This window comes from Arthrobacter sp. Y3225209 (assembly GCF_059090685.1).
The window spans coordinates 1-25,566 of the sequence record NZ_JBNHFW010000005.1 but is presented as its reverse complement, the minus strand read 5'-3'; the positions used below and the strand labels follow the sequence as shown (position 1 = coordinate 25,566).

Genomic DNA, 25,566 nt, shown 5'->3' with positions numbered 1-25,566 from the left:
GCTCACTGCGGTGCTCCGGTGCCGGCAGGGGTTCCGTCCTGCACCGGGACCGGGTCCCCGGCACGCCGGATCATGCCGCTGTTGATGCCCACCGGCGCACTGGAGGAGCCCTGCTGCGCGGCGTCGTTCGCGGCCGTGATCGCCTCCATCACGGTCTGGACCGTGACCATGCCCAGGAAACTCTCGCGCGGCCCGGTGACCAGTGCCGCGCCGGTGCTGGAAACCAGCATGGTGTCCAGGGCGTCGTTCAAAGTTGCCTGGTTACCGATCACCGGAAGCCGCGGATCAACGGCGTCGGTGTGCCGGTCCAGGCGGCTGAGCTGGCGGCGGGAAAGCCATTGGATGGGCCGGCCGCGTTCATCGAGCACCACAGCATTCTGTTCGCCGGCTCCCTGCAGGCGCGAGAGGGTGTCGCTGGTGAGGTCCCCGACAGATGCCGTCACGGGCGTCACCAGATCCACTTCGTTGACGCGGGTCAGGGTCAGCTGCTTCAGCCCGGCACCGGAGCCGATGAAGTTCTCCACGAATTCGTTGGCCGGACTGGCCAGGATGCGTTCCGGGGAGTCGTACTGCACCAGCTGGGCGCCCTCGTCAAAGATGGCGATCCAGTCGCCCAGCTTCACCGCCTCGTCGAAGTCATGGGTGACGCAGACAATCGTCTTGTGCAGCTCGGACTGGATGTGCAGGAGTTCGTCCTGCAGCCGCTGGCGGGTGATCGGGTCCACGGCGCCGAACGGTTCATCCATCAGCAGTACCGGCGGGTCGGCCGCCAGGGCACGGGCCACACCCACCCGCTGCTGCTGTCCGCCGGACAGCTCCTTGGGATACCGGTCCCGGTACAACGCCGGGTCCAGGGACACCAGTTCCAGCAGTTCGTCCACCCGTGACCGGATACGTTCCTTGTCCCAGTTCAGCATTTTCGGAACCACGGCGATGTTCGCGGCCACGGTCATATGCGGAAACAGCCCGCCTGCCTGGATCACGTAGCCAATGCCGCGGCGCAGCTGGTCGCCGTCGATTCCGGTGACGTCTTCGCCGTTGAGGATGATCCGGCCGCTGGTGGGTTCAATGAGCCGGTTGATCATTTTCAGTGTGGTGGTTTTCCCGCAGCCCGAAGGGCCGACCAGCATCACAATGCTGCCCTGCGGGATCTCCATGGTCAGTCCGCCGACCGCCGGTTTCTCCTGCCCCGGGAATCGCTTAGTGACATCTTCGAGCAGGATGCCGGCACCGGCGGCCCTACCGCCGTTTGAGGGGATTTCAGTCTCAGACACGGATACCTCGCGGGGTTGTGAGCCGGCCGAGGCCGACCAGGAGCAGGTCCAGGATCAGAGCCAGCAGGATTACGCCGACGACGCCGACCACCACCGATTGGAGGGAGTTGGCACCGCCCAGCCGGGACAGGCCCGAGAAGATGAATCCGCCCAGGCCGGGGCCCAGGGCATAGGCCGCGATGGCGGCAATGCCCATGACCATTTGTGCAGAAACCCGCACCCCGGCCAGAATGACCGGCCAGGCCAGGGGCAGTTCAATCCGCAGCAGGGTACGCAGCCGGCTCATGCCGATTCCGCGTGCGGATTCCACGACGGCGGGTGATATCCCGGACAGGCCCACCACCGCATTGCGGAGGATCGGAAGCGTCGCGTAGAACGCCACCACAATCACCGCCGGTGTGGCCCCGAATCCGACCGGAGCTATCAGCAGGCCGATCAGGGCAAAGGACGGCAGTGTCAGGCCTACGGCCGAGACGGCGTTGGCCACGCCGGTAAGGGTCTTATTACGGTAGACCAAGGCCCCGATGAGCACGGCAATGACGGTGGCCAGGATCAGGCACTGCACCACCAGGCTGAAGTGCTGCCATCCGGCGAAGAGGATCTGCTGATACCGGTCCGCCACGAATTCCCACACATCAAGACCTCTTCGCTCTGGCTAGGAGATTTCCCGGGATCCGTTCTGCCTGCTGAACGGTTCCCTTGCACGCGGCCGGGCCGCTGCTTTTCCAGTTGCTCCTACCCATTAAGCGCTGATCGGCCCGGAACCGGAACCACCCGGTCCCCGTACTGCAGGTTTGGCGGGGGTTTCCGGCCCGGGCGTTATGGCGCGGCTTCGGGTTCATGAGTCCGGGTGGGGCCGGTGTGGGTGCAGCACCACTGGGTCGGAATCCATGCTTTCCGACGCGCTCCGCCCGGTTCATAGCGCCACAGCACAGGCGGGTTTACCCGGTCTGCGGAAATCGACCGGTTTGGGAAGTAACTGCCACTTCGCGGCGGAGGGATTTCCCAAACTGGCAGGGAAACACACAAACCGGAGCGAAACCGCTGTGCTGACGTCGGCACGACGAACCATCCCTTGCGCGGTTCCGGGACGCCTTCGCGCTACGCAGTCGCGTGCTCGCTGAACCCTTTGGGGCGGCCCTGCAGCTAGTCTTCGCGGGGCTGCACGATCTCGATGACCACGTTGGTTCCACTGTCGGGATGGAAGCTCCACGAGGCAGAGAATTCTCCCCATTCGGCGCTTTGCCGGCCGTCCATGGCCCGGGTGTTGCCCAATCGGCTGTCCACTGCATCGGGTATGTCCAATGCACGCAGGACACAGTCGACCTGGGCATCATCCGCTTCATCGCCGCCGAGGTAATCGTCGTAGCCTTCGGTGTCCATGGTCAGGCTCTGGCCTTCATCCCCCAGCTCGATACCGGCCTGGTCGGTTAGGCCGCAGCCGCGTACAGCCTCGGTCAGGGCCATCGATGGCTCCGGCTCAGATGAGAGATCGATCTGGGCGAACAGGAGCCCCGCACCCAGGCCCACCACGAGTCCAGCACCAGCGAACAGGGCATAGTTCCGCCGGTGGGATACCGGTTCGGGCGCTGTCCGGTAGGGTTCCGGCCTGTACGGTGCCGTCTGTGCGGAGGAAGAGTTCAGCGGTTCGGCGCGCGGAGGCGGCGGTACTGCCATGCCGCCGGCGGCGGGAGGAGGCGGTACCGCACTGCCACTGTCGGCGTTGGCTGGTGCAGGGGTCTGCGGGTCCGGCGTCATATTGTTTTCCTGCATTACTGCTTCTCCCATTTGCCGCAGCGGCTGGACTTGAAGTCCTGGCCCTCCGAGATTGTCACTGACGGCCGGCCGCCGCCGGGAATGTCGTTTTCGATGATGTCGTCGCCGTTCGAACCGCTGCGGTAAATGCCCCAGTAACAGCTGGACCCAACGTCCGTCGTCGTGGTGTAGGTGCCGGCACTGATGGACTTACCCACCGTCCAGGTCCCGTCGGTGATGGTGTTGGCGGCCTTTTTGGCTTCGGCGGAGGTCACGGCCGTTTCACGCGCCTTCACTGCGGTTTCCGCGGCGGCAACTGCGTCCTCCCGCTCGCCGACCTTCTTCTCCCGGTCATAGATCCCGGCGGAGAGCTTGTTGTAGTCCGTCTTCATTGCGTTGTAGTCGCTCTGGGACTTCTCCAGCTGGGCCTGGCGCTGTGCGGACTCCTCACTCAGCGCCGCGTATTCGTCGCTCCGGGTCGGATCGGTCAGGAAATGACCGCCCACGGCACCGCCTGCCAGCAGCACGACGCCGGCCACTGCCAGCCAGATCCGCTTGCCTTTCCGTGCGCCTGGGGCATCGGGGCCGACCTGCTTCGCCGCCTTTGCCGCTTTGCGGCGCTTGCCCGCCTTGGCTTCCTTGCCGGCCTCGCTGACGGGGGTATCCGAGGCGGGCGGAGCGGGCGGCGGCGGCATCGCAAGTGAAGGGATCTGGTCGGGGCTGCGTTCTTGCATGGTGCTGTTCATTTCTGGGAAAGGCCACAAAGCGGGATCCGCTCAGGCACCTTAGGTGCCGTCCTCCATTACTGTCGGCACCGGCCGCTCCGTGGTGCACACCATACACAGTGACGATGGTCACGGCAGGTCCTCCACGCGCAGCCAGCCAGGCCGAAAGGGCCGCCGCAAGGCTCCATACTGCCCGTGATTATCCCCGGATATGTCCCCGGCGTCCCCTAGAGTGTCTGTCCATGGACTCCCCGCCGCCGATCGCCTACATCGTCTTCGGCGTCGGCCTTGTGGTTCTTGGGCCTGTGTCCCTCGTGATGGGCATCCGGGCCTACACCGGACGCTATACGTCATGGCTTGCGCTGAGGGTGGCGACAGGCTCCACCGCCAAGCACTCCCGTCTGGGATTCGTTTGCTTTTGGGGAGGGTTGATGTTCACCGGGGCCCTGGCGGCGATCAGCCTGGGCCTGGTGGGCATGCCGGAAACCCTCGTCCGGGTGATTGCCGTGCTTTCATGGTCCATTGGCTTGCCGATCGCCATGATGCACCAGTATTTCCTGCCGAAATTCCTCCGGCCCGTGCTGCTGCCGCAGTGGTACCGGGAGTGGGAAGCCGCCCAGTTTGAGCGCGAGGAACGCGAGGATCAACGACGCCGTGCCCGGCGCCAACGCCGCCGGGAGAAACGCCGGAAGGAAAAAGACGCCGCCAGGCGTTAGCGCCGGCGGCCTTCCTGGCCCCGCAGCGCCTTCCAGGCACCGGTGGACCACATCGCCCAGATAACCAGCAGCGGCTGGAAGAAGAGCCGGACCAGCCGCGCGCGGTCCGAGTCCAGCCCGAAGGCGTCAGTATGCGTGACGTATTGGGAGATGTTGCCCGGGAAAATGGCAATAAAGAACGCGGCAGCAGCCAGTCCCACAGGTACCCGGCGTTTGCGCAGCAGGATCAGTGCGGCCCCGAGGCTGAGTTCGGCGACGCCGGAGAGCAGCACCACGGCGTCCTCGTCCAACGGCACCCAGTCCGGAACCTGGGCCTGGAATTCCTGCCGGGCAAAGGTCAGGTGCGAGGTCCCGGCAAAAGCCAGGAACGCACCGAGGGCGACGGCGCCGGCCCGCCGGGGTTTCGACGTCGGCGGGGCAGGGCGGACAGCAACGGCACGAAGCTTGGAAAGTGCAGACATGCCCCGACGCTAGCATCCGCTGCGCGGCCCCACACCCGCACCCGGCCCCTCGCGCATGCCGGAAGCCCGGCACAGATCACGCCATGTGCCGGCCTAGGTCAGCCGGTTATAGGCCAGCTGCGCCAGTGCCGCGGCCTGGTCCCCCAGCACCGAATCGTCGAATACCACCCGCGGCGAGTGGTTCCAGGCCGCGGTCACGGGATTGACCTCCGGCGGGGTGGCGCCCAGGAAGAGGAAGGTGCCGGGTACTTCGTTCAGGATGAGGGAAAAGTCCTCCGAGCCCATCAGCGGGTCCCGTGATTCAATCACCCGGTCCTCGCCGAAGATCTCCCGCAGCCCGATCATGGCTTCGCTGGTCCGCCCGGCGTCATTGGTGGTGACCGGATACCGGATGGTGAAGTCCACGTCGACGCTGCAGCCGTGGGCGGTGGCGATGCCTTCGGCGAGCGCCTTGGACTCCACAATGACCCGGTCCAGGGATTCCTCCGAGAGGGTCCGCACGGAGGCGCCCAGCCGCGCGGTGTCCGGGATGACGTTGATGGCTTCACCGGCGGAGAGCTGGGTAACGGTCAGCACGATCGGGTCAAAGGCGGAGAACCGCCGGGTGGCCATGGTCTGCAGTGCGGTGGCAATCTCGGTCAGCGCGGGCACCGGGTCAACGGCGGTCTGCGGCTGGGAGCTGTGCCCGCCGGATCCCTTCACAGTGATGCGCAGTTCGTTTGCTCCGGCCATCAAAGTGCCGGGCTTGGTCCGGAAGACACCCAGCGGGCCGGGCCGGACGTGGATCCCGTAGGCCGCGACGGGACGTTCACCGGCGGCGTCGAGCACTCCTTCATCAATCATCAGGCTGGCCCCGTCATGGCCTTCCTCCCCGGGCTGGAACATAAAGATGACACTGCCGGAAAGGTCTTCCTGCTGTGCGCACAGCAGCCGGGCGGCACCCACCAGGCCGGCGACGTGCAGGTCATGGCCGCAGGCGTGCATATTGCCATTGCCGGAGGCATAGTCCAGGTCGGTCAGCTCGGCGACAGGCAGGGCATCCATATCCCCGCGCAGCAGCACCACCGGTCCGGGCTCTGCGCCCCGCAGCACGGCAATCACCGAGGTGGACTTCACTCCCAGCGTGATCTCCAGGTCAAGGCCCTCCAACGCTGCCAGGACCTTCGCCTGCGTCAGGGGCAGGTCCAGGCCGGTCTCCGGTTCGCGGTGCAGGGACCGCCGCAGCGCCACGAGCTCCGGGAGGATCGCCTGTGCTTCTTCTACAAACATGCTTCTAGTCCTGTCATCCGCGCTGATGCCCGGCTCCGGGGTCTCCGGCTGCCGTTACTTACGCAGTAAATCACTCCTTTCCCGCAGGCACAGCCTTCGAGACGGTCCGCTACCGTCCCGGACGGTAATCCAGCGGCCAATCCCATCGAGTGGTACTGATGTCCCCCTGGGGGAACCACTCGCCCCACCAGCACCACTGGATGGGAAATGCTGCCGACCGGCGGGCCCCAAGCCCGCGACGTTCATCCCTGCGGCGGAGCCTGCGGCACCGGCCCGGATCCTAGACTGGTCAGCATGATGGAGACTTTGGCCTTCGAGACAGCCGGCCCGGAGGCCGGGCACCGCGGCTCAGACCGCCCGCGCCGTCGGCCCCTGCTGCCCTGGCGAACCGGCGAGGACTGGGAACGCCCGGGCCCCACTGAGGAGCAGCAGCGCAATGACGTGATCGGCACGCTGATCCTGCTCCTGGTGGCTGCCGTCATTCTGGAGGTCAGCCGCGGGATCGGCGCCGCAGCCGGTGAAACCCGCCCCATCTGGGCGCAGCACGCCTCGCTGGCACTGATGATCCTGCCGCTGGTGGTGCGGCGCCGCTACCCCGTCCTGGTGATGCTCGTCAGCAGCGCCGCGTTCCTGTCCCTGTCCCTGCTGGTGCCAAGCATTGCCGGGCAGGCAGCGTTCCAGGCCGCCTACTTTGCCTCCCTCTACACCGCCGTGGCGTGGGCCCGTGACCGCAGGATCCTCTGGCTCGGCACCGTGGTGGTCATAGCCGTGATGGCGTTGTGGGTACTGCTGTCCTTCACCGTCTCCTCCTCCTATGACGGCATGCTCGAACGGCTGAACGAAGGCGATGAGACCTACCGGGGCTTCCTGCCCCCGCTCACCTCGCTGGCCATCTACAACCTCGCCATCAACGGGGCCTACTTCGGCGGGGCGATCATGTTCGGCATGAGTTCCTGGCGCAGCGCGCACCAGCGCGAGCTGCTGGTGAAGCAATCCGCCCAGCTGGAGGCCCAATCCGCGGAGCTGGCACGCCAGGCGGTGCTGGATGAACGGCTGCGCATCGCACGTGAACTGCACGACGTCGTGGCGCACCATATCGCCGTCATCGGTGTGCAGGCCGGTGCCGCACGCCGTGTGCTGGAGAAAAAACCCGATGCCGCGGCCGGTGCCCTGCAGACCATTGAAGCGTCCTCCCGTGAGGCGGTGGCCGAAATGCGCGCACTGCTGGGGGTGCTGCGCGCCGAGGACCAGCCGGCGGCGGAGTCCGACGGCGGTGCGCGGTGCACCCCGGAACCCGGCCTCGCCGATCTGCCCGCCCTGGTGGCCGAACACGAACAGCTGGGCCTGCGGGTGGCCTACCACCGCTCCGAGGAGGAGCCCGGTGCCCTGGACCGCATCCCGGCGCCGCTGGCGCTGTCCATTTACCGCACGGTGCAGGAATCCCTGGCCAACGTCCGCCGGCACTCCACGGCGTCAGCCGCCGTCGTCGCCCTGCGCACCGGCTCCACCGGGGCGACCGGTTCCACCGGTGCCGCTAAATGGGTGGAGGTGGAAACCGTGGATGACGGCCGTCCGCGCAGCGGCAGTACCGCCGGCTCCGGGTTCGGTATCCGCGGGATCCGGGAACGGGCGGCCCTGCACCGTGGCCACACTGAGATCGGTCCGCGGGAAGGCGGCGGCTGGCGCGTCCGGGTCCGCTTTCCGCTGTCCTGACCGGCGCGGAGGACGGGGGCTGGGGACACAACGCTGGGGACCCAACGCTGAGAACCCGGCACGTATGACCCGGCGCGTATGACACAGTCCTGTCACATCCCCGCCCCGGCCCCCGGTCCTCCCCGGGTACGGCCGCCCGTGCCGCTACCGTGGTGGTACGCGGTCTGTGCAGGCATGGTCCGCGCTGTGGGGGGGGTAATCCCGTGGAAAGGGAGGATAAACAGATGGAACCGATCCGTGTCCTGCTGGCAGATGACCAGGCACTGGTGCGGGCCGGCTTCGCCATGATGCTCTCCGTCGAGGAGGAAATCGAGGTGGTGGGCCAAGTGGCCAACGGCCGCGACGCCGTGGGGTTTGCCGCCGCGCATCCGGTGGACGTCATCCTGATGGACGTGCAGATGCCGGTTCTGGACGGGATCCGCGCTACGGAACAGGTGGTGGCGGCAGGGACCGCGAAGGTCATCATCCTGACCACCTTTGAGCGCGATGACTACCTCTTTGACGCCCTGCGTGCAGGTGCCAGCGGTTTCCTGCTCAAAAACGCGGACCCGGATGACCTGGTGGCTGCGGTGCACGCCGTGGCCTGCGGGCATGCCCTGCTGGCGCCGGAGATGACGGTGCGTGTCATTGAACGTTTCGCCAGCCAGCAGCGGGACGAAACCGCCGCGACGGATGCCGCCGGGCCGGCGTCGCCCGTCCCGTCCCCGGCCGCCAGGGAGACGCAGAAACTTCTCGATTCCCTGACCTCCCGCGAACGCGAGGTCCTGGTAAATGTGGCCGCCGGGCGCAGCAACGCCGAGATTGCCGCCGGCATGTTCGTGGCCGAGGCAACCGTCAAAACGCACGTGTCCAACCTGCTCGCCAAGATCCAGGTCCGGGACCGGGTACAGGCCGTGGTCTTCGCTTACGAATCCGGGCTCATCCTCGCGGGGGACAAACCCGCCGCGGACTAACCCGCACGGCTCTCCCCCGGACGGCCGATCCTCCGCTGCGGTGCCCTGACTAGGCTTAATGGAAACGATTCCCCATTGAGCCCGGCCTGCCGGGAAAAGGAGCGGCCACCATGCTGCAGGTACGCAGCCTCACCCGGCGGTTCGGCGACAAAACCGCCGTGGACAACGTCAGCTTCGACGTCCCCTCCGGCAAAATGACCGGGTTCGTGGGCGCCAACGGTGCCGGCAAAACCACCACCATGCGGATGATCATGGGGGTGCTCACCCCCAGTGACGGCGAAGTCCTGATGGATGACGTGCCGCTGACCGCGAAGATGCGCTCACGTTTCGGGTACATGCCCGAAGAACGCGGCCTGTATCCCAAGCAGCCGATCCTGGACCAGCTGGTTTACCTGGGCCAGCTGCACGGCATGAGCCAGAATGATGCGCGCAGTGCGGCCAAGGACATGCTGGAACGGTTCACCCTGGCGGACCGGGCCAAGGACAAACTCGAATCCCTGTCCCTGGGCAACCAGCAGCGAGTGCAGATCATCGCGTCCCTGATGCACCGGCCCACCGCCCTGATCCTGGATGAACCGTTCTCCGGCCTGGACCCGGTGGCCGTGGATTCCATGGTGGAACTGCTGCGGGACTACACCGCGCAGGGCGTGCCGGTGCTCTTCTCCAGCCACCAGCTGGACCTGGTGGACCGGCTCTGCGACAACCTGGTGGTCCTGCAGCAGGGCCGGATGATTGCTTCCGGCACCGGCGAGGACCTGCGGGCCCGCGCCGCCAACCGGCACCGGCTTACCGTCCATCCCGACGCCGGCTGGATCCGTGAAGAGCCCGGCGTGCGCGTGCTCGACGTCGCCGGCCCGGACGCCGTCGTCGAGTTCGACGACGACGCCGCCGGGCAGCGCCTGCTCGCCGCCGCCCTCCGCCGCGGCAGCGTTGAACAGTTCTCCCCCATCCGTCCGTCCCTGAGCGAGATCTACCGCGAGGTCACAGCATGAGCACCGAACGCAGCACCGCCCCCTGGGCCATCGTCACCCTCCGCGAGGTGATGGTGAAGGCCCGGGACCGCAGCTACCTCATCTCCACCCTGGTCACTCTGCTGATCATTGTGGGCACGGTCCTGTTCAACGCGTTTATGAGTTCCCGCGGCGAGGAATACACCGTTGCTGTCACCGGCACCGAAGGCCAGTCGGTGGTAGCCCTCGCGGATGAGGCAGGCCAGGCCGACGGCGGCAACACCGCCTTCGAAGCCGTCACCGCGGATTCGCCCGACGCCGCCCTGCAGCTGGTCCGGGAGGATGAGGCGGACGCCGCCCTGGTGCGCGAGGACGGCACCTGGACCCTCACCGGGCTCACCGAAATCGGCAACGGCCTGCAGGGCGGCCTGGCGGAGGCGCTGCGCAGCTACGCACTGGAGAGCAATGCGGCTGCCGCCGGCACCACCTCCGCGGAACTGCTGGCCGGCTCCGAACTGGAATCCGAGCTGCTGGAAGGCAGTGCGGAGAACCAGCTGCTGGCCACCATTGTCGGCTTTGTCTTCGCCTTCCTTTTCTACATGGCAGCAATTGTGTTTGGCATGGCCATTGCCACCTCCGTGCTGGAGGAAAAGCAGAACCGGGTGGTGGAAATCCTGGCTACCGCCATTCCCATCCGCCAGCTGCTGTACGGCAAGGTCGCCGGCAACACCATCCTGGCCATGGTCCAGCTGGCCCTCTATGCCGGTGCCGCCCTGCTGGCCCTGAACCTCACCGGCACCGCGGAAACCGTGGGGGCCATTGTGCCGGCGTCGGGCTGGTTCCTGGTCTTCTTCCTGGCCGGGTTCCTGATCCTCGCCTCTGCCTGGGCCATGATCGGTTCCATGGCCAGCCGCAGCGAGGACCTGAACAACAGCTCGGCCCCCGTGCTTACCGTGATCATCGTGGCCCTGTTCGCCGGGCTGTTCGCCAAGGGGCAGCTGCTGATCGCCGCGTCCTTTGTTCCGGTGGTCTCCTCCGTGGCCATGCCGGTGCGGATGCTCAACGGCGACGTGCCGCTCTGGCAGACCCTGGTGTCCCTGGTTATTGCCCTGGCCGCCGCCTACGGCCTGCTGCGCTTCGGCGAGCGGATCTACCGCCGGGCAGTGATGCAGAGCGGCGGTTCGCTGACGCTGCGCAAGGCCATGAAGCTGGAGCAGTAGGGCTTAGAGGCCTTCCTGCATCAGGGCCGCCAGCGAACGGAACCGTTCGTTGTGCTCCAGGTCCTCGAGCAGCACCGCTTCACCATCGGGGCCGCTGAGGGGTATCCGCCAGTTCGGATACTCATCGGCGGTCCCGGGCTGGTTCTGGGTCTTTTTCTCCCCCACCAGATCCGCCAGCGCCACTCCCAGGAGCACCGACGGGGTCTGCAGCACAAACCGGTGCAACGCCTCCACGGTCCGCTGCACTTCCTCCCCTTCGAGTTGTCCCGCCGTCTGCCCGGAGGCATCCGCGGGCAGCAGCCCGCGTTCACGCAGGACGGCCAGCACGGCTTCCTGCGCCTCGCTGTCCGCCCGGCGTTCTTCTTCCACCAGCCGGTTGAGCAGGCCCAGGGATTCGCGCAGGTTCACGTGTTCGCCCGCCAGGTACCCCGCGGTGGGCGGCAGGTCGTGGGTGTTCACGCTGGTCAGCGCACCCACCCGGTACTCCTCGGGGGCACGCGGGCCGTCTTCGGTCTGCTCGAACCACAGGATGGAGGTGCCCAGCACCCCGCGCTCGGCCAGGTACTCCTGCACCCACGGTTCAAAGACGCCCAGGTCCTCGCCGATAACGACGGCGCCGGCCCGCTGCGCTTCCAACGCCAGGATGCCGATGAGCGCCTCGTGGTCGTAGTACACGTAGGCACCTTCGCCGGGGGACTCCGCGTCCTGCGGAATCCACCAGAGCCGGAACAGGCCCAGGATGTGGTCCACCCGGATGCCGCCGGCGTGGCGGAGGATGGTGCGGATCATGTCCCGGTAGGCGGCGTAGCCGGATTCGGCCAGCCGGCCCGGGTGCCATGGCGGCTGGCTCCAGTCCTGCCCGCGCTGGTTGAACATGTCCGGCGGGGCGCCCACGGAGATGCCCTGCGTCAGTACGTCGCGCAGCATCCACGCATCGGCACCGCCGGGGTGCACGCCCACGGCCAGGTCGTGGATGATGCCGATGCCCATGCCCGCCTTTTTGGCGGCCCGCTGCACGTTCTCCAGCTGCTCGTCACAGATCCACTGCAGCCACTTAAAGAACTCGATCCGGTCCTGCAGCCGCGGCAGCTGCGCCAGCACGTACTCGCTGTCCGGGCCGGTGGCCTCGTTCCATTCCGGGGCTCCGGGCTTCAGGTCTTCGGCCAGGGCGCACCAGCGGGCGAAGTTTTCCAGGCCCTGCCCGGCGTCGGCCTTGAATGCCTCGAACTGGCGCTGCCGTCCCGGCGTGCGCTCCACAGCGAACACGTCGCGGAGCACCGCCAGCTTGGCGGCGTAGGTGGCATCGCGGTTCAGCTCCTCGGCGGAGGAGTTGGCCGGGTAGAGGGCACGGGCGGCCTCCCCTGCAGCTTTCCGCTGCGCGTCACCGAGGTAGGCGAATTCCGGTACCGCCTCCACCCGGATGTAGAGCGGGTTGAAGAACCGGCGGGTGGTGGGCAGATAGGGGGAGGGTTCAATGGGGGGAACGGGTTCCGCGGCGTGCAGCGGGTTGATCAGCACAAACCCGGCGTTGTAGTCGGCGCCGACGACGGCGGCGAGGTCCGCCAGATCCGTCAGATCGCCAATGCCCCAGGAGCGGCGGGAGCGCAGCGAGTACAGCTGGGCCTGTGGCCCCCACGCCGGTTGCTCCTGCAGGGCGTCCGCGGTGTCCAGCCGGTCCGGGGTCACTACCAAGGTCGAGGCGGCACGGGTCTCGCCGGCTTCCAGCTCCAGCCGGTGCCATCCCAGCGGCAGGCCGCTCGGCAGGGGAACCTGTGTGCGGGCCAGGACCGCGCCCTCCACGTCGAGTTCCGCGTCGGCCTCCGCAGGCCAGTCCAGGCTGAGTTCGCTGCCGTCCTCCAGCCGGATGCGCAGCTTCGCTGCGGTGTCCCGGGGCAGGTGTACGGGCACGGCGCCGGGCCGGCCGCGGCGGACGACGGCGGTGGGCGGCAGCGGACGCTTCCAGGCGGCCGTCTCCGACTCGGCAAGGGACCGGAGCAGGTCCTGCTCTGTGTCCACGGCGAGCCCGAGTGCGGTGAGGACACTGCGCAGGGTCTTCTCCGAAACCTGCTGCTCGGCCCCGTCCCATCCGGTGAACGTGGTCGCAACTTTGTGCAGGCCGGCAAGCCGGTGGAGCGGGTCGCCGGTTGTGGGGGCGGGCTGGGTGTTTGGCGTTTCACTCATGCACCCAATCTATGGCCCCTGTCCGGCCGCCGCATCCGCAGCTTCCGGCTGCGGGCGTGCCGGAACCGGCTAGGGACTCCCCTGCGTGAGCCGCCAGCCGTCCTGGAAATCCGGATGGTCCTCGTGGACGGCTGCCAGTGCGGAGAGTGCCAGGCGGGTCCATTCCAGTTCCTCGCGGAACCGTGGGTCCTCGTCGTCGTCCTCTTCCAGAACCATGCGCGAGAGGGCATGGCGGCGGGCGCCCCCGATGATCTCGATGAGCATGAGCTTGGTTTCGCATTCCTTCAACAGACGCTCTTCGTACCAGCGGTCGGAGAGGGAAACATTGGAAGATGCGAGTAGTTTGCGGGCCTCGGAGATGTCCTCCTGGAAGCGTGTGACCAGGAAATCCACGATATCCATGGCCGAAGCTTACCGGCCGGGGGCGCCCCAGCGAGAGGGTCCTATGCGTGATCGGGAATATTTTATGGGTATACGTCTGTTGGCATAAATATCAACAATCTCAGGAGGCGCCTTTTGCCGGTAGCTAACGCTCCCACTCCGCCCACGACTGCCCGCGCCAAGCGCGTGCGCAGCATCCGTACCCTTCGCCGCGGGGACACCATAGAAGCCCGCAGCGGTGGCGAAACCTATTTCCACGGTGAGGTCCAGGACACGGCCCCCGGTCTGTCCACGGTCTGGATCCGGGATGAATCCAGCGGCCTGCGGACCGCACTCAGCATGGATGATTTCACCCTCTGGAAGATCCCTGCCTAGGGTCCTTCCGGTCCCCTGCGTGCCCGGATGCGTCAGTCGATGAGGCTTCCGGCACTTATGTTCAAAGTTGCAGCTGTCATGCTGGCAGCCCGGTCGGAAGCGGCAAACGCCGCTGCATAGCCGACCTCGTCCAAGGTGGCGGCGCGGCCCAGCATGGTGGCGGTGGTGATGGCGTCGGCGATTTCGCCGGCGCCTTCCATGTTTTCCGGCAGGCTTTCCGGGATGCCGCCGGAGCGCAGTGTCACCACCCTGATACCGAACGGGCCCAGCTCACTGGAGAGCTGGCGGCGCATGGACTCCATGGCTTCGAACGCCGTCTGGAGTCCGCCCAGGTACATCCCGGGCACCGGGTTCCCGGAGCCGCCGAACACCAGGATCACCCCCGAACGCTGGCGCATCATGTGCCGGGCCGCTGCCTGGGCGGTCAGGAACAGGGTTTGCACGGCGGTAGAGACCGGACGCAGATAATCCGCCAGGGCCATCTCCGCCATGGGGGTGCCCTGCACATCCCCGTGCTGGATAACGTTCACGGAGATGTCCAGGCTGCCCGCCGCGGCGGCCACATCATCGGCATGCCGGTTGACGGCGCTCTCATTGGTGGCGTCCAGCAATGCCGTCTGAACCTCTCCCCCGGCCCGGCGGATGCGCTCCGCAACTGCCTCGAGCGGTTCCGCCGTGCGGCCGGCAAGGAAAACGCAGGCACCTTCCCGGGCAAAGGCCTGCGCCATGGCACCGCCAATGGCCCCGCCTCCGCCGTAAATGACCGCGTTCCTGCCGATGAGCATGGGCTCCATGGGGACCTCCCGGGGTTGGCCTGCGACAGCCATCATGAACCGGGCAGTGGAGGAAACACAATGTCCGCTTCAAAAGCTCCCTCACCTAGCATGGACACCATGGCCGTGGAGTGATCCATGGCACACCTGATGGAACGGAGCTGCTTTTATGTCCTTTTCCCGTACTGTCCCGGGGCCGGTGGCCCCTGCCGTCCTGCTGTGCGACCGCCACCCGGCGGACGCGGTGGCCTTTACCGTTATTGATCCGGATCTCACGTCTGTGGACCTGACCTACGGCGAACTGCGGGAAGGCTCCGAACGGGCCGCTGCCGCCTTCGCCCGGCTCGGGGTACGCCGGGGAGACCGGGTGGCCACCCTGATGGGCAAGAGTGCCGAGTTGGTAACCGCCCTGCTGGGCCTGTGGCGCCTGGGCGCCGTCCACGTGCCGCTGTTTACCGCCTTTGCCACCCCCGCCATTCAAGTCCGGCTGGCGGCCAGCGGCGCCGCGGTAGTACTGGCCGACGCCGGGCAGCTGGACAAGGTGACGCCCCTGGTACAGGACCTGGGGCTGACGGTGCTGGCCTCGGGTGGCGACGGCGGTAATGCCGCCGGTCGGGGAACTACCGGCCCGGTGGAGGCACGGGACTGGGACGAGCTGCTGCTCGCCGAGCAGCCGGGACTGGCGCCCGCCGTGCTTGACCCGGCTGAGCTGCTGGTGGAAATCTTCACCTCCGGCACCACGGGGGACCCCAAGGGCGTGCCCGTACCGCTCAAGGCGCTGGACGCCTTTTCCGCCTATTTCCACTACGGACTGGACGTGCGGGAGGATGACGTGTTCTGGAACGCCGCCGATCCCGGCTGGGCCTACGGGCTCTATTACGGGATCCTGGCACCGCTGGCGGCAGGGCGGCGCAACCTGCTGCTGTGCGGAGGTTTCAACGCGAAGCTCTGCTGGGACATCCTGGACCGCTTCGCCGTGACCAACTTCGCCGCCGCGCCCACCATTTTCCGCTCGCTGCGCGCGGAGGCGCCCGACGGCGTCGGGCAGCTGTCCCTGCAGCGTGCCTCCAGTGCGGGTGAACCGCTCGACGCCGAGACCATCGGCTGGGCCGGGCGCACCCTGGGCACCGTGATCCGGGACCATTACGGGCAGACCGAAATGGGCATGTGCATTGTTAACGGCTGGGAGGAATCGGTGAACCGGGAGATCCGGCCCGGCTCCATGGGCCACGCGTTGCCGGGCTATCGCACCGAGGTCCTCAATCTCGAGGACGAGGAAACCGCAGCGGCGGGCGCGAAGGGCCGGGTGGCCATCGACGTGCCCGCCAGTCCGCTGATGTGGTTCAGCGGTTACACGGACAATCCGGACAAGAGCGCCGAGCGGTACAGCAGCGACGGGCGCTGGTATTTCACCGGGGACACCGGTTCCCGGGATGAGCAGGGCTACACCTATTTCTCCGCCCGGGACGATGACGTGATCATTATGGCCGGCTACCGGATTGGGCCGTTTGAAGTGGAATCGGTTCTGGCTACCCACCCCGACGTCGCGGAAAGCGCGGTGGTCGGCGTACCGGACGAACTGCGCGGGGAACGCCTGGAGGCATACGTGGTGCTGCGGTCCGGTTCCGGCTCGCCGGAGCTGGCCTCGGAGCTGCAGCAGCTGGTGAAGACGCAGTACGCCGCGCATGCCTATCCTCGGACGGTGCATTTTGTTGCCGAACTGCCAAAAACGCCGAGTGGAAAGCTGCAGCGTTTCCTGCTGCGTGCTTCCCACCCGGCGTCCGGTTCCTGAGGTTGGCCGGTCTGCCGGGCAACCTCAGGCGGAGCTAGATCAGCGCGTCCGAAAGGTGGTTCGGCGTGCCGAAGCGGTGCGCGGTGATGCTGACGGCCTGTTCGTGCAGGAACGGCAGCAGCTCCACCCGGCCCGCTTCGGTAACCGGCTGGGCGTACACGGCGATATCCGGGGTACCGCCGGTGGCTTCGGCCAGCGCCAGCGGGGATCCACCGATCAGCCGGACCCGGCCGGAGGTCAGCGCGGCGGCTGAGGCCAGCCACGCGGCGTCGTTCTCCACGGTGAACCCGATGCCGAGTTCGGTGAGTACGGCGCGGACACCGGCGGGCAGGTCGAGGGCGGAGGAGACCGTCACTGCCGATCCTGCGGTCACGCCAGCGGCCAGGACCCGAACCAGTTCAGCTGCGGACCCGCCCTCGGAGAGGCGGACCGTCACCGGCACCGGCACGTAGCGGAAGACGTTGCGCTCGGCGGACAGTGCCGAAACGTCCTTCGCGGTGCCGAACTCCGCTGCCCAGGCACCGGCGTCACTGTGGGCGGCGCGGCGCAGGAACGCGGCGTCGGCGGCGTCGAAGACCGTACCGGCCGATTCCGCAGCCGAGAACAGGCGTGCGGCGGTGCTTTCCGTGCCCAGCTCCGGGGCCCCGGTGCCTGCCGCAGTTTCCCAGTTGCCCAGACCGATCAGGTAGTTCGGGCCGCCGGCCTTGGTGCCGGCGCCCACGGCGGACTTCTTCCAGCCGCCGAACGGCTGGCGGCGGACAATGGCGCCGGTGATTCCGCGGTTCACGTACAGGTTGCCCGCCTGGATGCGGTTGAGCCAGACATCCATTTCCGCCGGGTCCAGCGAGTGCAGTCCCGCGGTGAGGCCGTAGTCAATGTCATTGGCCATGTCGATGGCCTCTTCCAGCGTCGCGGCGGTCATCACGCCCAGGATCGGGCCGAAGTACTCCGTGAGGTGGTATTCCGAGCCGCGGCGGACACCGGTGCGGATGCCCGGGCTCCACAGCCGGCCGCTGTCATCGAGCTGTTCGGGCTGCAGCAGCCAGGTCTCACCCTCGCTGAGCTCGGTGAGGCCGCGCAGCAGCTTGCCGGCGGCCGGTTCAATGACCGGGCCCATCTGCGTGGTGGGATCCTCCGGGTAGCCGACCTTCAGGGACTGCACTGCGTCCACCAGCTGGTTGCGGAAGCGCGGGGACTTCGCCACGGAACCCACCAGGATCACGAGTGACGCGGCCGAGCACTTCTGCCCGGCGTGGCCGAAGGCGGATGCGGCGACGTCGCGGGCGGCGAGGTCGAAGTCCGCGCTGGGGGTGACGATCACGGTGTTCTTGCCGGATGTCTCTGCCAGCAGCGGCAGGTCCGGGCGGAAGGAACGGAACAGTTCGGCGGTCTCGTAACCGCCGGTGAGGATCACGCGGTCCACGGCGGGGTTGGAGATCAGCTGGCGGCCCAGTTCCTGCTCGCCCAGCTGCACCATCTGCAGCACGTCGCGGGGCACACCTGCTTCCCACAGCGCCTCGACCATGACGGCGCCGCAGCGGGCGGACTGGCGGGCGGGCTTGATGACGACGGCGGATCCGGCGGCCAGCGCGGCCAGGGTGGAGCCGGCAGGGATGGCGACCGGGAAGTTCCACGGCGGGGTGACCACGGTCAGCCGGGACGGCACAAAGGTGGCGCCTTCGACCGTGTCCAGCTCACGGGCCAGTTCGGCGTAGTAGTGCGCGAAGTCGATGGCTTCGGATACCTCGGGGTCCGACTGGTCCAGGGTCTTGCCGGTCTCGGCAGCCATAACCTCCATCAGATCCGCGCGGCGGGCCTCCAGGACCTCACCGGCACGGTGCAGCACTTCGGCGCGCTCGGCACCGCTGAGCGCACCCCAGGCCTTGCCCCTGGTTACCGCTGTATCGATGACGGTTTCCAGTTCGGCTTCGGTGCCGACGGCGGCGGCAGCCACGGCGGCCTTGCCCAGCTCGGAGCCGGGCACCCGGGAGAGGATGTTCCGACCCCAGGCCTGGTTGGCGGGAAGCGACGGGTCGCTGTCCGGGGTGTTGTCGAAGCTGTCCGTGGCGGCTGCTGCGGCGGGCAGAGTGCGGTCCTGCACGCGGTGCGGAGCCGGCACCGTGGTGTCCAGGTTCTCCACCGAGGCCAGGAAGCGCAGCTTTTCGCGCTCGAAGAGTGCTTCATTCTCCGCCAGTTCGAAGACGGCGGACATAAAGTTCTCGGAGCTGGCTCCTTCTTCGAGCCGGCGGATGAGGTAGGCGATGGCAACGTCGAATTCCGCCGGGTGCACCACCGGGGTGTAGAGCAGCAGGCTGCCGACGTCGCGGCGTACCACCTCGGCCTGGCCGGCGGCCATGCCCAGCAGCATTTCGAATTCAATGCCGTCCCGCACGCCGCGTTCCCCGGCGAGCAGCCAGGCGAAGGCGACGTCGAAGAGGTTGTGTCCGGCCACGCCGATCCGCACGTTGCCGATCCGGTCCGGGTGCAGGGCGTAGTTGATCACGCGCTTGTAGTTGGTATCGCTGTCTGCCTTGGTGTGCCAGGTGGCCAGCGGCCAGCCGTGCAGGGAGGCTTCGACCTGCTCCATGGGCAGATTGGCACCCTTGACCACGCGCACCTTGATGGCGGCGCCGCCATCGGCACGGCGGGCGGCGGCGAATTCCTGCAGCCGGATCATGGCCGAGAGGGCGTCCGGCAGGTAGGCCTGGAGCACAATGCCGGCTTCCAGGTCCTTGAATTCGGGGTTGGAGAGGATGCCGGTGAAGACCGCCATGGTCATCTCCAGATCCTTGTACTCTTCCATGTCCAGGTTGATGAACTTCTTCACCGGTGACTGCGCGGCACGGCGGAAGAGCGGGGTCAGGGACTCGATCACGTGTTCCACCGCTTCGGTGAAGGCCCAGGGGGAATGCGGGGCCACCGTGGCGGAAACCTTGATGGAGACGTAGTCGACGTCGTCGCGGGCCAGCAGGGCGTGGGTGCCCTCGAGCCGGCGGGCTGCCTCGTGCTGGCCCAGGACGGCCTCGCCCAGCAGGTTCATGTTCAGCCGGATGTTCTCCTTGCGGATGCCGGCGATGGCCTTGCCGAGCTTGGCATCGGTGGCGTCCACAATCAGGTGGCCCACCATTTCGCGCAGCACCTTGCGGGCGGCAGGGATAACCACCTGCGGCATGACCGGGCCGAGGATGCCGCCGGCGCGCACGGCAGCGCGCATGTACCAGGGCAGGAAGCCGGGTACGCGGGGGGCCAGGGCCGCGAGGTTGCGGGCGGCCACGCGGATGTCTTCGGGACGGACCACGCCGTCCACAAAACCCACGGTGAAACCGAGGCCGTCAGGGTCCTTCAGGACACCGGCCAGCTGTGCTGCCGAGGCATCCACGGGGACGGCTGCAGCCTCGGTAAGCCAGCGGCGCACAAGTGCCACGGACTGCTCTGCGAGCTGCGGATTGGGGACTGCGCCGGCGACGTCGCGGTCCTCAAAGATTTCGGTCATAAGCTGGTGCTCTTTTCGTCTAACAAGTGGCTATCCCCCCGGGGTACTGACCAATCATCCGCTTGTAGTTCAATTAGATAAAGCGATCTTTTCCCACCAATACCGGTTAGGTCTTCCGAACAATCGAAGGGGTGCTCTGCATGCTCGATATCCGCCGCCTGCGGCTGCTGCGCGAGCTGAAGGTCCGGGGCACTTTGGCCTCGGTTGCCACCGCCCTGAACTTCAGCCCGTCCTCGGTTTCACAGCAGCTGGCGCTGCTGGAAAAAGAGGTGGGCGTTGAGTTGCTGCGCAAAACCGGACGGCGGGTCACACTGACCCCACAGGCCGAGATCCTGGTGGATCATGCCGCGCAGATCCTGGACTCAATGGAACGTGCGGAGGCGGATCTGGCGGAGTCCCTGACCACGGTCACCGGTACGGTGCGGCTAGCGGTTTTCCAGTCCGCGGCACTGGCCCTGGTTCCAGATGCTCTCACCATCCTGGGGCGGGACTACCCCGAAGTGCGGATCGAAATGACCCAGCGCGAACCGGAAACGGCGCTGTACGAAACCTGGGCACGGGATTTTGATCTGGTGATCGCGGAACAGTATCCCGGACATGCTGCTCCCCGGTATCCGGGGCTGGACAGGATGCAGCTCACTACTGACGCCATCCAGCTCGCCGTACCCGAGGACCGGCTGGGCGGAGCGGATATCCGGTCCATTGCCGACACCGCCTCCTGCGCCTGGGTGATGGAACCCCGCGGAGCGGCCTCCCGGCACTGGGCGGAGCAGGCCTGCCGCCAGGCCGGCTTCGAACCGGATGTCCGCTATGAAACGGCAGACCTGCAGGCGCAGATCCGGCTGATTGAGTCCGGCAACGCCGTCGGCCTGATGCCCGAACTGGTGTGGACCGGCCGCACCCCCACCGTGCGGCTGCTGGACCTGCCCGGCATGCCCCGGCGGACCATCTTCACGTCGGTCCGGGAAGCCGGCAGCCGCCGCCCCGCCATCCGGGCCTGCCGCGAGGTCCTAGAGCGGACGGCCCGGCTGGTGGCGTAAGGCCCGGTGCGGTTCGTCTGCTCATGGGGGTTTGGGCGCGTCCGTCTGCCGGTGGGGGTTTGGGCGCCTCCGTCTGCCGGTGGGGGTTTGGGCGCCTCCGTCTGCCGGTGGGGGTTTGGGCGCCTCCGTCTGCCGGTGGGGGTTTGGGCGCCTCCGTCTGCCGGGATGGGGTTTTCCGCACGGTTCGGGTTTCTGCTGCCGGTTTGGGACATCGCTCCTCCGCAAACCGGCAGGAATTTCCCAAACGGGCAGGGAAACCACAAAGCGGCAGGGAGGGTTTCCGGTGGTTTGTCTCCCCGATTCCCCGGGAGGACTGAGGTTATTGCCGGACGGACTCAGCCTGCCCTTTAGAGCCCACACGTTGCCTGAATGTCGGCAATGGTGCTTTGCCACGCAAACATATCGAATCCCGACGCGGCATCCGGGCTTTCAGCAGCACTAATGGCCGTACCCAAGGACAAAATGAACTCCTCCAACTGCACGTTCAAGCCCTCCGGCGCGGTGGCGGCGATGCTGCGGATCTGCATCGCCACTGTGCGGGCGCTCTCCGGTGGCGCATTGAATCCGTAGGTGCCCTCCTGGATTCTGACAAAATAGATGGCCTGGGAAAGCGGCGCTTTGCTCTCCGGTCCGGCGAGCTTGCGGCAGGATTCCTCCAATGGATCCTTCGCTGAGGCTACCGGGGTTACAGGAGGGGCGGCCGGGGAGGAATCCGACGGCGCTGCAGCGGGTAAGGCTTCTTCCGTTGCCGAACTGCACCCGGTCAGCAGCATCAGGGCAAGGGCCATGTTGACAGCGGTTTTTCGCATAGGTTCCCCCGGGCTCCGTGGACAGTTGCCCCAGCCTAACCCAGAACCAGTTAGGCCCGAGCTTGGACTCCAGCCGTGCGCTGTGCCGATTGGACCTGCAGTCGCTGATCGCGGAACTGGTTGCCTGAGGCACGATGCGGGTTCGCCTGCCCGGCCTGTTTTCCGCACGGTTCAGATTTTTTCGCACTGTTTGGGCTTATCCGCACGGTTCAAACCGTCCGGAAACCACCAAACCGGTCGATTTTTCCCTCCGCACGGAGGGGAACGCAGCAAACGGCGGGCCCCGGGAAACCCAGGACCCGCCGCTGTGGTTCTGCGCTGTTGCGGTTCTACGCCGCTGTGGTTCTACGCCGCTGTGGCTGCACGCCGCTGTGGCTGCACCCGGTGAAACCGATAACTACACGCGGTGAAACCGATACCTAGCGGCTGCCGCCGGAGCTGCCCGAGCTGCCGGAGTCCGAGCCACCGGAACCCGAACCGCCTGAGCCGCCGGAGCCGGACCCGCCCGATGTGCCTCGCCGAATGTTGGCCTCGTCAACATCCGTGTCGATCTGCTCCTTGCGCACCTCTTCGGAAATGCTCTCCGTGTCCGTCACGGTCTCTGTCTCCAGCCGCACCCGCTCCACCGGTTCAGTGTGCTTGGAGATCACAGGTTCCTCGGCATGCAGGGTGACCTCGTGCTCATCCTCGGTCAGCTCGGCACCGGAAAGGGCGTCACCCGCGTTGGCATCCGTGATGGGCTCGCGCTCAATCCGGACCTCCTCGTGGCTGACCGGAACCTGCTGGGTCACCGTTTCCGTCACGATGTATTTGCGCAGCCGAGCCTTGCCCACGGAACGGTTTTCAGTGCCAACGTTCAGGCGCTCCTCGGACCGGGTCATGGCGTCATCGATGTTGGCTCCGGACCGGGACTGATCCGAAAGGTCTGACGTGCCCGCGCCACTCGAGGTGCCGGCAGTACGCTCGTCAGAGACCAGCCCGGCGTCCGCATCGCTGCCGGACATACCGCCTAAGCTACGGCTGGAGGTGGTGCCGCCGTCGGTCAGCGTTCCGCTGTCGGCGGAAATCGTTTCCGTTTCAGTGATGGACTCGCTCGAACCGTCGTCGTAGGCGAACCCGTAGTACCGGTAGAGGGTCACTTCCTCTTCCGGACTGATGGAGCCGTCACTGTCGATGTGCGGCGCGTTCCTGACCTCTTCCTTGGAATACGGCACCAGGACGTCAACACCGTCAACGCTTGCTTCGGTGAGGGGAATGAACGTTTCCGACGTACCGAAAAGACCGGTGTTCACCGTGACCCAGGCCGGCTCGTCCGTTTGGTCATCCAGGTAGAACGTGCCGACCGAGCCGATCCTGTCACCGTTGGGGCCCAGCACATTGCCGGACCCGGCCATAAGCCCTTCGACCTGCTGATTCGTGATCATCGTGTTCTCCTCGCGACAGCGAATCCGCCGAGTCGGTTGACCGGCGGCGGTTCACCACAGACCGCAGGAGGAGGACGCTGGCTTGTCCACGTGCATCCCGGCGGCCAGTTGGTTTGGAAGGGACCTGGCAGATACCAAGCCCACTTACAATTCCAACCCGCTGCCGGGACCCCGTCAATAGGTACCGGCAGCCCGAAGAGCCAGAGTGCCCGTCCGGGGGACGGGCACTCTGCAGGACAGGCAGGACGGCACGTGCAACCGCACAGGCAACCAGGCGCGGCCAACCGCACAGGCAACCAGGCACGGACAACCGCACAGGCAGGAGGGGCACAGACAGTCAGGCGACCCGTCCGCCCGGGAGAAGAAAGCCTATGCGTCCTTCAGCAGGCTGTCGCGGACCTGCCGGCGCAGCACCTTGCCGAGCATGGACTTGGGCAGCTCCTCGATGGCAAGGATCTTCCGCGGCACCTTGTAGGGGGTAAGCCGTTCCCGGCAGTAGGCGCGCAGGGCGGCCTCGTCCAGTTCCGCACCTTCCTGGAGCACGACGGCGGCCACCACCTGCTCGCCTCCGTCGGCGCGGGGCAGTCCCACGACGGCGGCGTCGAGGATGAGCTGGTGGGTGCGCAGCACTTCCTCCACCTCCGTCGGGGAAACGTTGAACCCGCCGGTGATGATCAATTCCTTGCGCCGGTCCACCACCTTCACAAACCCGTCCTCATCAACGGTGACGATGTCCCCGGTCCGCAGCCAGCCGCCGTCGAGCAGTACCTCTGCGCTGCCTTCGGGGTTGTTCCAGTATCCGGCGAACACCTGGGGTCCCCGGATCAGCAGCTCGCCGGGGGTGCCGGGATCCACATCGTTCTCCGGAGCTTCCGGATCCACCACACGCATCTCGGTGCTGGGGAACGGAACGCCGATGGTGCCGTTGCGCCGGGAAGGGGCAAAGGGGTTGCCCAGTGCCACGGGCGAGGATTCGGTCAGGCCGTAGCCCTCCACCAGCAGCCCGCCGGAAACCTCTTCCCAAAGCTGGACGGTAGCTGCCGGCAGGGTCATGGCACCGGAAATGGCGTAGCGGATGGTGGAGAGGTCCACACCGCGCTTCTTGGACTCCAGCGCGGTCTTTTCATAGATGGGCGGCACGGCGCAGAAGACCGTGGGCTTGGACTTCTTCGCCGCGGTCATCACCAGATCCACATCGAACTTGGGGAAAAGCACCAGCCGCGAGCCGGTGAGCACGGAGAAGGTCAGGTACAGGGTGAGGCCGAAGGCGTGGAACATCGGCAGGACACCGTAGATGACTTCCTTGCCCTCCTGCGCTCCGTGCATCCAGGCCTTGCCCTGCAGGGCATTCGAGCGCAGGTTGAAGTGCGTGAGCATTACCCCCTTGGGCACACCGGTGGTGCCAGAGGTGTACTGCAGTGCCGCCAGGTCGGTGACCTTGGGGCGCGGATGGTCCTTCGCCAGCGGCGCGGTGTCCAGCAGCTCCTCCCAGGCCAGGGTGTTTTCCGTCTTCGCCGTCAGTCCCTGGCGGGTCCGCCGTACCGACGGCAGCGGCAGGGTCAGCGCCATCCGCTTCAGCCGGGGCATGGCCTTGGTGATGTTCACGGCCACGATGGTGTCCACAGCGACGTCGTCCGGGAAGTCCTGGACCTTTTCCACCACCTTGTCCCACACGATGGCGACCTTGGCACCGTGGTTTTCGAACTGGTGGCGCAGTTCCCGCTCGGTGTACAGCGGGTTGTGGCCGACGACGACGGCGCCCAGGCGGAGCACGGCGTAGAACGCAATGAGGTACTGCGGGCAGTTGGGCAGGATGACGGCTACGCGGTGGCCCTTGCGCACACCCAGGCGGCGCAGGCCTTCGGCGGCCCGGTTGATCCGGTCGCCCAGCTCCTTGTAAGTGGTCTCAGCGCCGAAGAATTCCAGTGCCACCTTGCTGCCGAAACGGTCCACCGCGTCTTCCATCATGGCGGTGAGGGATTCCGTGGGCAGGTCAATCTGCGCCGGAACACCGCTCTGATAGTTCTTCACCCACAGCGGTTCAGACACAGATTCGGCAGCAGCGGACATGGATAGGCTCCTTAGTTTGGCTAACAACGACTATATCGAGGCACCGCTTCCGGAGATAAAAAACGAGGCCGGGGCCACCCTGGTGCCCGCTTCCGGCGCAGATCACACCTGCTGTGGCGGAGAAGTGGCGCAGAAGCGCCGGGCTGGCGGCGCCGGGAGCCGGGCGGCTAGGCGTCCTGGCCGGCTAGGCCG

Annotated in this window: 21 protein-coding genes; 8 read left to right on the top strand and 13 right to left on the bottom strand. The window is 66.8% G+C overall.

The window, feature by feature from the left end:
- Positions 1-2 precede the first annotated feature (2 nt).
- From AC5RVB_RS04740 to AC5RVB_RS04725, 4 genes are all read right to left on the bottom strand, one after another.
- The gene (locus tag AC5RVB_RS04740; protein ID WP_494142096.1) at positions 3-1,274 is read right to left on the bottom strand and encodes an ABC transporter ATP-binding protein; all 1,272 of its coding nucleotides are present in this window, start codon (positions 1,272-1,274) and stop codon (positions 3-5) included.
- Positions 1,267-1,908 carry an ABC transporter permease gene (locus AC5RVB_RS04735; protein ID WP_227902756.1) on the bottom strand — a complete coding sequence of 214 codons (642 nt, stop codon included), beginning with the start codon at positions 1,906-1,908 and terminating at the stop codon, positions 1,267-1,269. Before AC5RVB_RS04735 ends, AC5RVB_RS04740 begins: the two co-directional genes overlap by 8 nt.
- A 512-nt stretch (positions 1,909-2,420) precedes the next feature.
- Positions 2,421-3,047: a hypothetical protein gene (locus AC5RVB_RS04730; protein WP_494142095.1), complete on the bottom strand. Its 627-nt coding sequence runs from the start codon at positions 3,045-3,047 to the stop codon at positions 2,421-2,423.
- Complete coding sequence (locus tag AC5RVB_RS04725) at positions 3,047-3,763, bottom strand: Rv1352/Rv1906c domain-containing protein (RefSeq protein WP_227902759.1); 717 nt, start codon at positions 3,761-3,763, stop codon at positions 3,047-3,049. Before AC5RVB_RS04725 ends, AC5RVB_RS04730 begins: the two co-directional genes overlap by 1 nt.
- A 233-nt stretch (positions 3,764-3,996) precedes the next feature.
- Here AC5RVB_RS04725 and AC5RVB_RS04720 point away from each other — a divergent pair, with 233 nt between their 5' ends.
- On the top strand, positions 3,997-4,470 hold the full coding sequence (locus AC5RVB_RS04720; protein ID WP_227902761.1) for a hypothetical protein: 474 nt from the start codon (positions 3,997-3,999) through the stop codon (positions 4,468-4,470).
- Here AC5RVB_RS04720 and AC5RVB_RS04715 read toward each other — a convergent pair.
- Positions 4,467-4,931: a DoxX family protein gene (locus AC5RVB_RS04715; protein WP_494142094.1), complete on the bottom strand. Its 465-nt coding sequence runs from the start codon at positions 4,929-4,931 to the stop codon at positions 4,467-4,469. The two genes, AC5RVB_RS04720 and AC5RVB_RS04715, sit on opposite strands and share 4 nt — an antisense overlap.
- Positions 4,932-5,024: 93 nt before the next feature.
- Complete coding sequence (locus AC5RVB_RS04710) at positions 5,025-6,200, bottom strand: M20 metallopeptidase family protein (protein ID WP_227902764.1); 1,176 nt, start codon at positions 6,198-6,200, stop codon at positions 5,025-5,027.
- Positions 6,201-6,494: 294 nt separating this feature from the next.
- Between AC5RVB_RS04710 and AC5RVB_RS04705 the strand changes: the two genes are divergently transcribed.
- The 4 genes from AC5RVB_RS04705 to AC5RVB_RS04690 all read left to right on the top strand — a co-directional run bounded on the left by AC5RVB_RS04705 (position 6,495) and on the right by AC5RVB_RS04690 (position 11,036).
- Positions 6,495-7,913 carry a sensor histidine kinase gene (locus AC5RVB_RS04705; protein ID WP_494142093.1) on the top strand — a complete coding sequence of 473 codons (1,419 nt, stop codon included), beginning with the start codon at positions 6,495-6,497 and terminating at the stop codon, positions 7,911-7,913.
- 224 nt (positions 7,914-8,137) lie between these two features.
- The gene (locus AC5RVB_RS04700) at positions 8,138-8,866 is read left to right on the top strand and encodes a response regulator (RefSeq protein WP_494142092.1); all 729 of its coding nucleotides are present in this window, start codon (positions 8,138-8,140) and stop codon (positions 8,864-8,866) included.
- A gap of 110 nt (positions 8,867-8,976) precedes the next feature.
- Positions 8,977-9,858: an ABC transporter ATP-binding protein gene (locus AC5RVB_RS04695; protein ID WP_227902773.1), complete on the top strand. Its 882-nt coding sequence runs from the start codon at positions 8,977-8,979 to the stop codon at positions 9,856-9,858.
- Positions 9,855-11,036, top strand: coding sequence for an ABC transporter permease (locus AC5RVB_RS04690; RefSeq protein ID WP_227902778.1), 1,182 nt, complete (start codon positions 9,855-9,857; stop codon positions 11,034-11,036). Before AC5RVB_RS04695 ends, AC5RVB_RS04690 begins: the two co-directional genes overlap by 4 nt.
- A gap of 3 nt (positions 11,037-11,039) precedes the next feature.
- On the opposite strand, the gene malQ is transcribed toward AC5RVB_RS04690, so the two are convergent.
- Both malQ and AC5RVB_RS04680 read right to left on the bottom strand, forming a co-directional pair.
- Positions 11,040-13,217, bottom strand: a complete 2,178-nt coding sequence (gene malQ, locus AC5RVB_RS04685; RefSeq protein WP_494142091.1) for a 4-alpha-glucanotransferase — start codon at positions 13,215-13,217, stop codon at positions 11,040-11,042.
- Positions 13,218-13,286: 69 nt separating this feature from the next.
- Positions 13,287-13,619 (bottom strand): DUF6221 family protein, encoded by a 333-nt coding sequence (locus AC5RVB_RS04680; protein ID WP_494142090.1) that lies wholly within the window; start codon positions 13,617-13,619, stop codon positions 13,287-13,289.
- A 114-nt stretch (positions 13,620-13,733) separates the two neighbouring features.
- Here AC5RVB_RS04680 and AC5RVB_RS04675 point away from each other — a divergent pair, with 114 nt between their 5' ends.
- The gene (locus tag AC5RVB_RS04675; RefSeq protein ID WP_227902784.1) at positions 13,734-13,973 is read left to right on the top strand and encodes a hypothetical protein; all 240 of its coding nucleotides are present in this window, start codon (positions 13,734-13,736) and stop codon (positions 13,971-13,973) included.
- A gap of 32 nt (positions 13,974-14,005) precedes the next feature.
- Here the strand turns inward: AC5RVB_RS04675 and AC5RVB_RS04670 are convergent, their stop codons facing one another.
- The gene (locus AC5RVB_RS04670; protein ID WP_494142089.1) at positions 14,006-14,767 is read right to left on the bottom strand and encodes an SDR family NAD(P)-dependent oxidoreductase; all 762 of its coding nucleotides are present in this window, start codon (positions 14,765-14,767) and stop codon (positions 14,006-14,008) included.
- Between the two features lie 148 nt (positions 14,768-14,915).
- On the opposite strand from AC5RVB_RS04670, the gene AC5RVB_RS04665 reads away from it, so the two are divergent.
- Complete coding sequence (locus AC5RVB_RS04665; RefSeq protein ID WP_494142088.1) at positions 14,916-16,538, top strand: AMP-binding protein; 1,623 nt, start codon at positions 14,916-14,918, stop codon at positions 16,536-16,538.
- 34 nt (positions 16,539-16,572) lie between these two features.
- Here AC5RVB_RS04665 and AC5RVB_RS04660 read toward each other — a convergent pair whose 3' ends face one another.
- Positions 16,573-20,031 carry a bifunctional proline dehydrogenase/L-glutamate gamma-semialdehyde dehydrogenase gene (locus AC5RVB_RS04660; RefSeq protein ID WP_494142087.1) on the bottom strand — a complete coding sequence of 1,153 codons (3,459 nt, stop codon included), beginning with the start codon at positions 20,029-20,031 and terminating at the stop codon, positions 16,573-16,575.
- A 140-nt stretch (positions 20,032-20,171) separates the two neighbouring features.
- Between AC5RVB_RS04660 and AC5RVB_RS04655 the strand changes: the two genes are divergently transcribed.
- Positions 20,172-21,071, top strand: coding sequence for a LysR substrate-binding domain-containing protein (locus tag AC5RVB_RS04655; RefSeq protein WP_227902792.1), 900 nt, complete (start codon positions 20,172-20,174; stop codon positions 21,069-21,071).
- Between the two features lie 347 nt (positions 21,072-21,418).
- On the opposite strand, the gene AC5RVB_RS04650 is transcribed toward AC5RVB_RS04655, so the two are convergent.
- From AC5RVB_RS04650 to AC5RVB_RS04640, 3 genes are all read right to left on the bottom strand, one after another.
- Positions 21,419-21,859, bottom strand: a complete 441-nt coding sequence (locus AC5RVB_RS04650; RefSeq protein WP_494142086.1) for a hypothetical protein — start codon at positions 21,857-21,859, stop codon at positions 21,419-21,421.
- Positions 21,860-22,299: 440 nt separating this feature from the next.
- The gene (locus AC5RVB_RS04645) at positions 22,300-23,304 is read right to left on the bottom strand and encodes a DUF2382 domain-containing protein (protein ID WP_494142085.1); all 1,005 of its coding nucleotides are present in this window, start codon (positions 23,302-23,304) and stop codon (positions 22,300-22,302) included.
- A 369-nt stretch (positions 23,305-23,673) separates the two neighbouring features.
- Positions 23,674-25,374: a long-chain-fatty-acid--CoA ligase gene (locus AC5RVB_RS04640; protein WP_227902795.1), complete on the bottom strand. Its 1,701-nt coding sequence runs from the start codon at positions 25,372-25,374 to the stop codon at positions 23,674-23,676.
- Between the last annotated feature and the right edge of the window lie 192 nt (positions 25,375-25,566).

Bases quoted from the DNA above. Each gene is read 5' to 3' on its own strand.
- AC5RVB_RS04700 (WP_494142092.1), top strand. From the start codon at position 8,138: ATGGAACCGATCCGTGTCCTGCTGGCAGATGACCAGGCACTGGTGCGG.
- AC5RVB_RS04710 (WP_227902764.1), bottom strand. From the start codon at position 6,200: ATGTTTGTAGAAGAAGCACAGGCGATCCTCCCGGAGCTCGTGGCGCTG.
- AC5RVB_RS04715 (WP_494142094.1), bottom strand. From the start codon at position 4,931: ATGTCTGCACTTTCCAAGCTTCGTGCCGTTGCTGTCCGCCCTGCCCCG.
- AC5RVB_RS04640 (WP_227902795.1), bottom strand. From the start codon at position 25,374: ATGTCCGCTGCTGCCGAATCTGTGTCTGAACCGCTGTGGGTGAAGAAC.
- AC5RVB_RS04720 (WP_227902761.1), top strand. From the start codon at position 3,997: ATGGACTCCCCGCCGCCGATCGCCTACATCGTCTTCGGCGTCGGCCTT.
- AC5RVB_RS04705 (WP_494142093.1), top strand. From the start codon at position 6,495: ATGATGGAGACTTTGGCCTTCGAGACAGCCGGCCCGGAGGCCGGGCAC.
- AC5RVB_RS04695 (WP_227902773.1), top strand. From the start codon at position 8,977: ATGCTGCAGGTACGCAGCCTCACCCGGCGGTTCGGCGACAAAACCGCC.
- AC5RVB_RS04730 (WP_494142095.1), bottom strand. From the start codon at position 3,047: ATGCAGGAAAACAATATGACGCCGGACCCGCAGACCCCTGCACCAGCC.
- AC5RVB_RS04645 (WP_494142085.1), bottom strand. From the start codon at position 23,304: ATGATCACGAATCAGCAGGTCGAAGGGCTTATGGCCGGGTCCGGCAAT.
- AC5RVB_RS04660 (WP_494142087.1), bottom strand. From the start codon at position 20,031: ATGACCGAAATCTTTGAGGACCGCGACGTCGCCGGCGCAGTCCCCAAT.
- AC5RVB_RS04680 (WP_494142090.1), bottom strand. From the start codon at position 13,619: ATGGATATCGTGGATTTCCTGGTCACACGCTTCCAGGAGGACATCTCC.
- AC5RVB_RS04655 (WP_227902792.1), top strand. From the start codon at position 20,172: ATGCTCGATATCCGCCGCCTGCGGCTGCTGCGCGAGCTGAAGGTCCGG.
- AC5RVB_RS04650 (WP_494142086.1), bottom strand. From the start codon at position 21,859: ATGGCCCTTGCCCTGATGCTGCTGACCGGGTGCAGTTCGGCAACGGAA.
- malQ (WP_494142091.1), bottom strand. From the start codon at position 13,217: ATGAGTGAAACGCCAAACACCCAGCCCGCCCCCACAACCGGCGACCCG.
- AC5RVB_RS04725 (WP_227902759.1), bottom strand. From the start codon at position 3,763: ATGCAAGAACGCAGCCCCGACCAGATCCCTTCACTTGCGATGCCGCCG.
- AC5RVB_RS04665 (WP_494142088.1), top strand. From the start codon at position 14,916: ATGTCCTTTTCCCGTACTGTCCCGGGGCCGGTGGCCCCTGCCGTCCTG.
- AC5RVB_RS04690 (WP_227902778.1), top strand. From the start codon at position 9,855: ATGAGCACCGAACGCAGCACCGCCCCCTGGGCCATCGTCACCCTCCGC.
- AC5RVB_RS04670 (WP_494142089.1), bottom strand. From the start codon at position 14,767: ATGGAGCCCATGCTCATCGGCAGGAACGCGGTCATTTACGGCGGAGGC.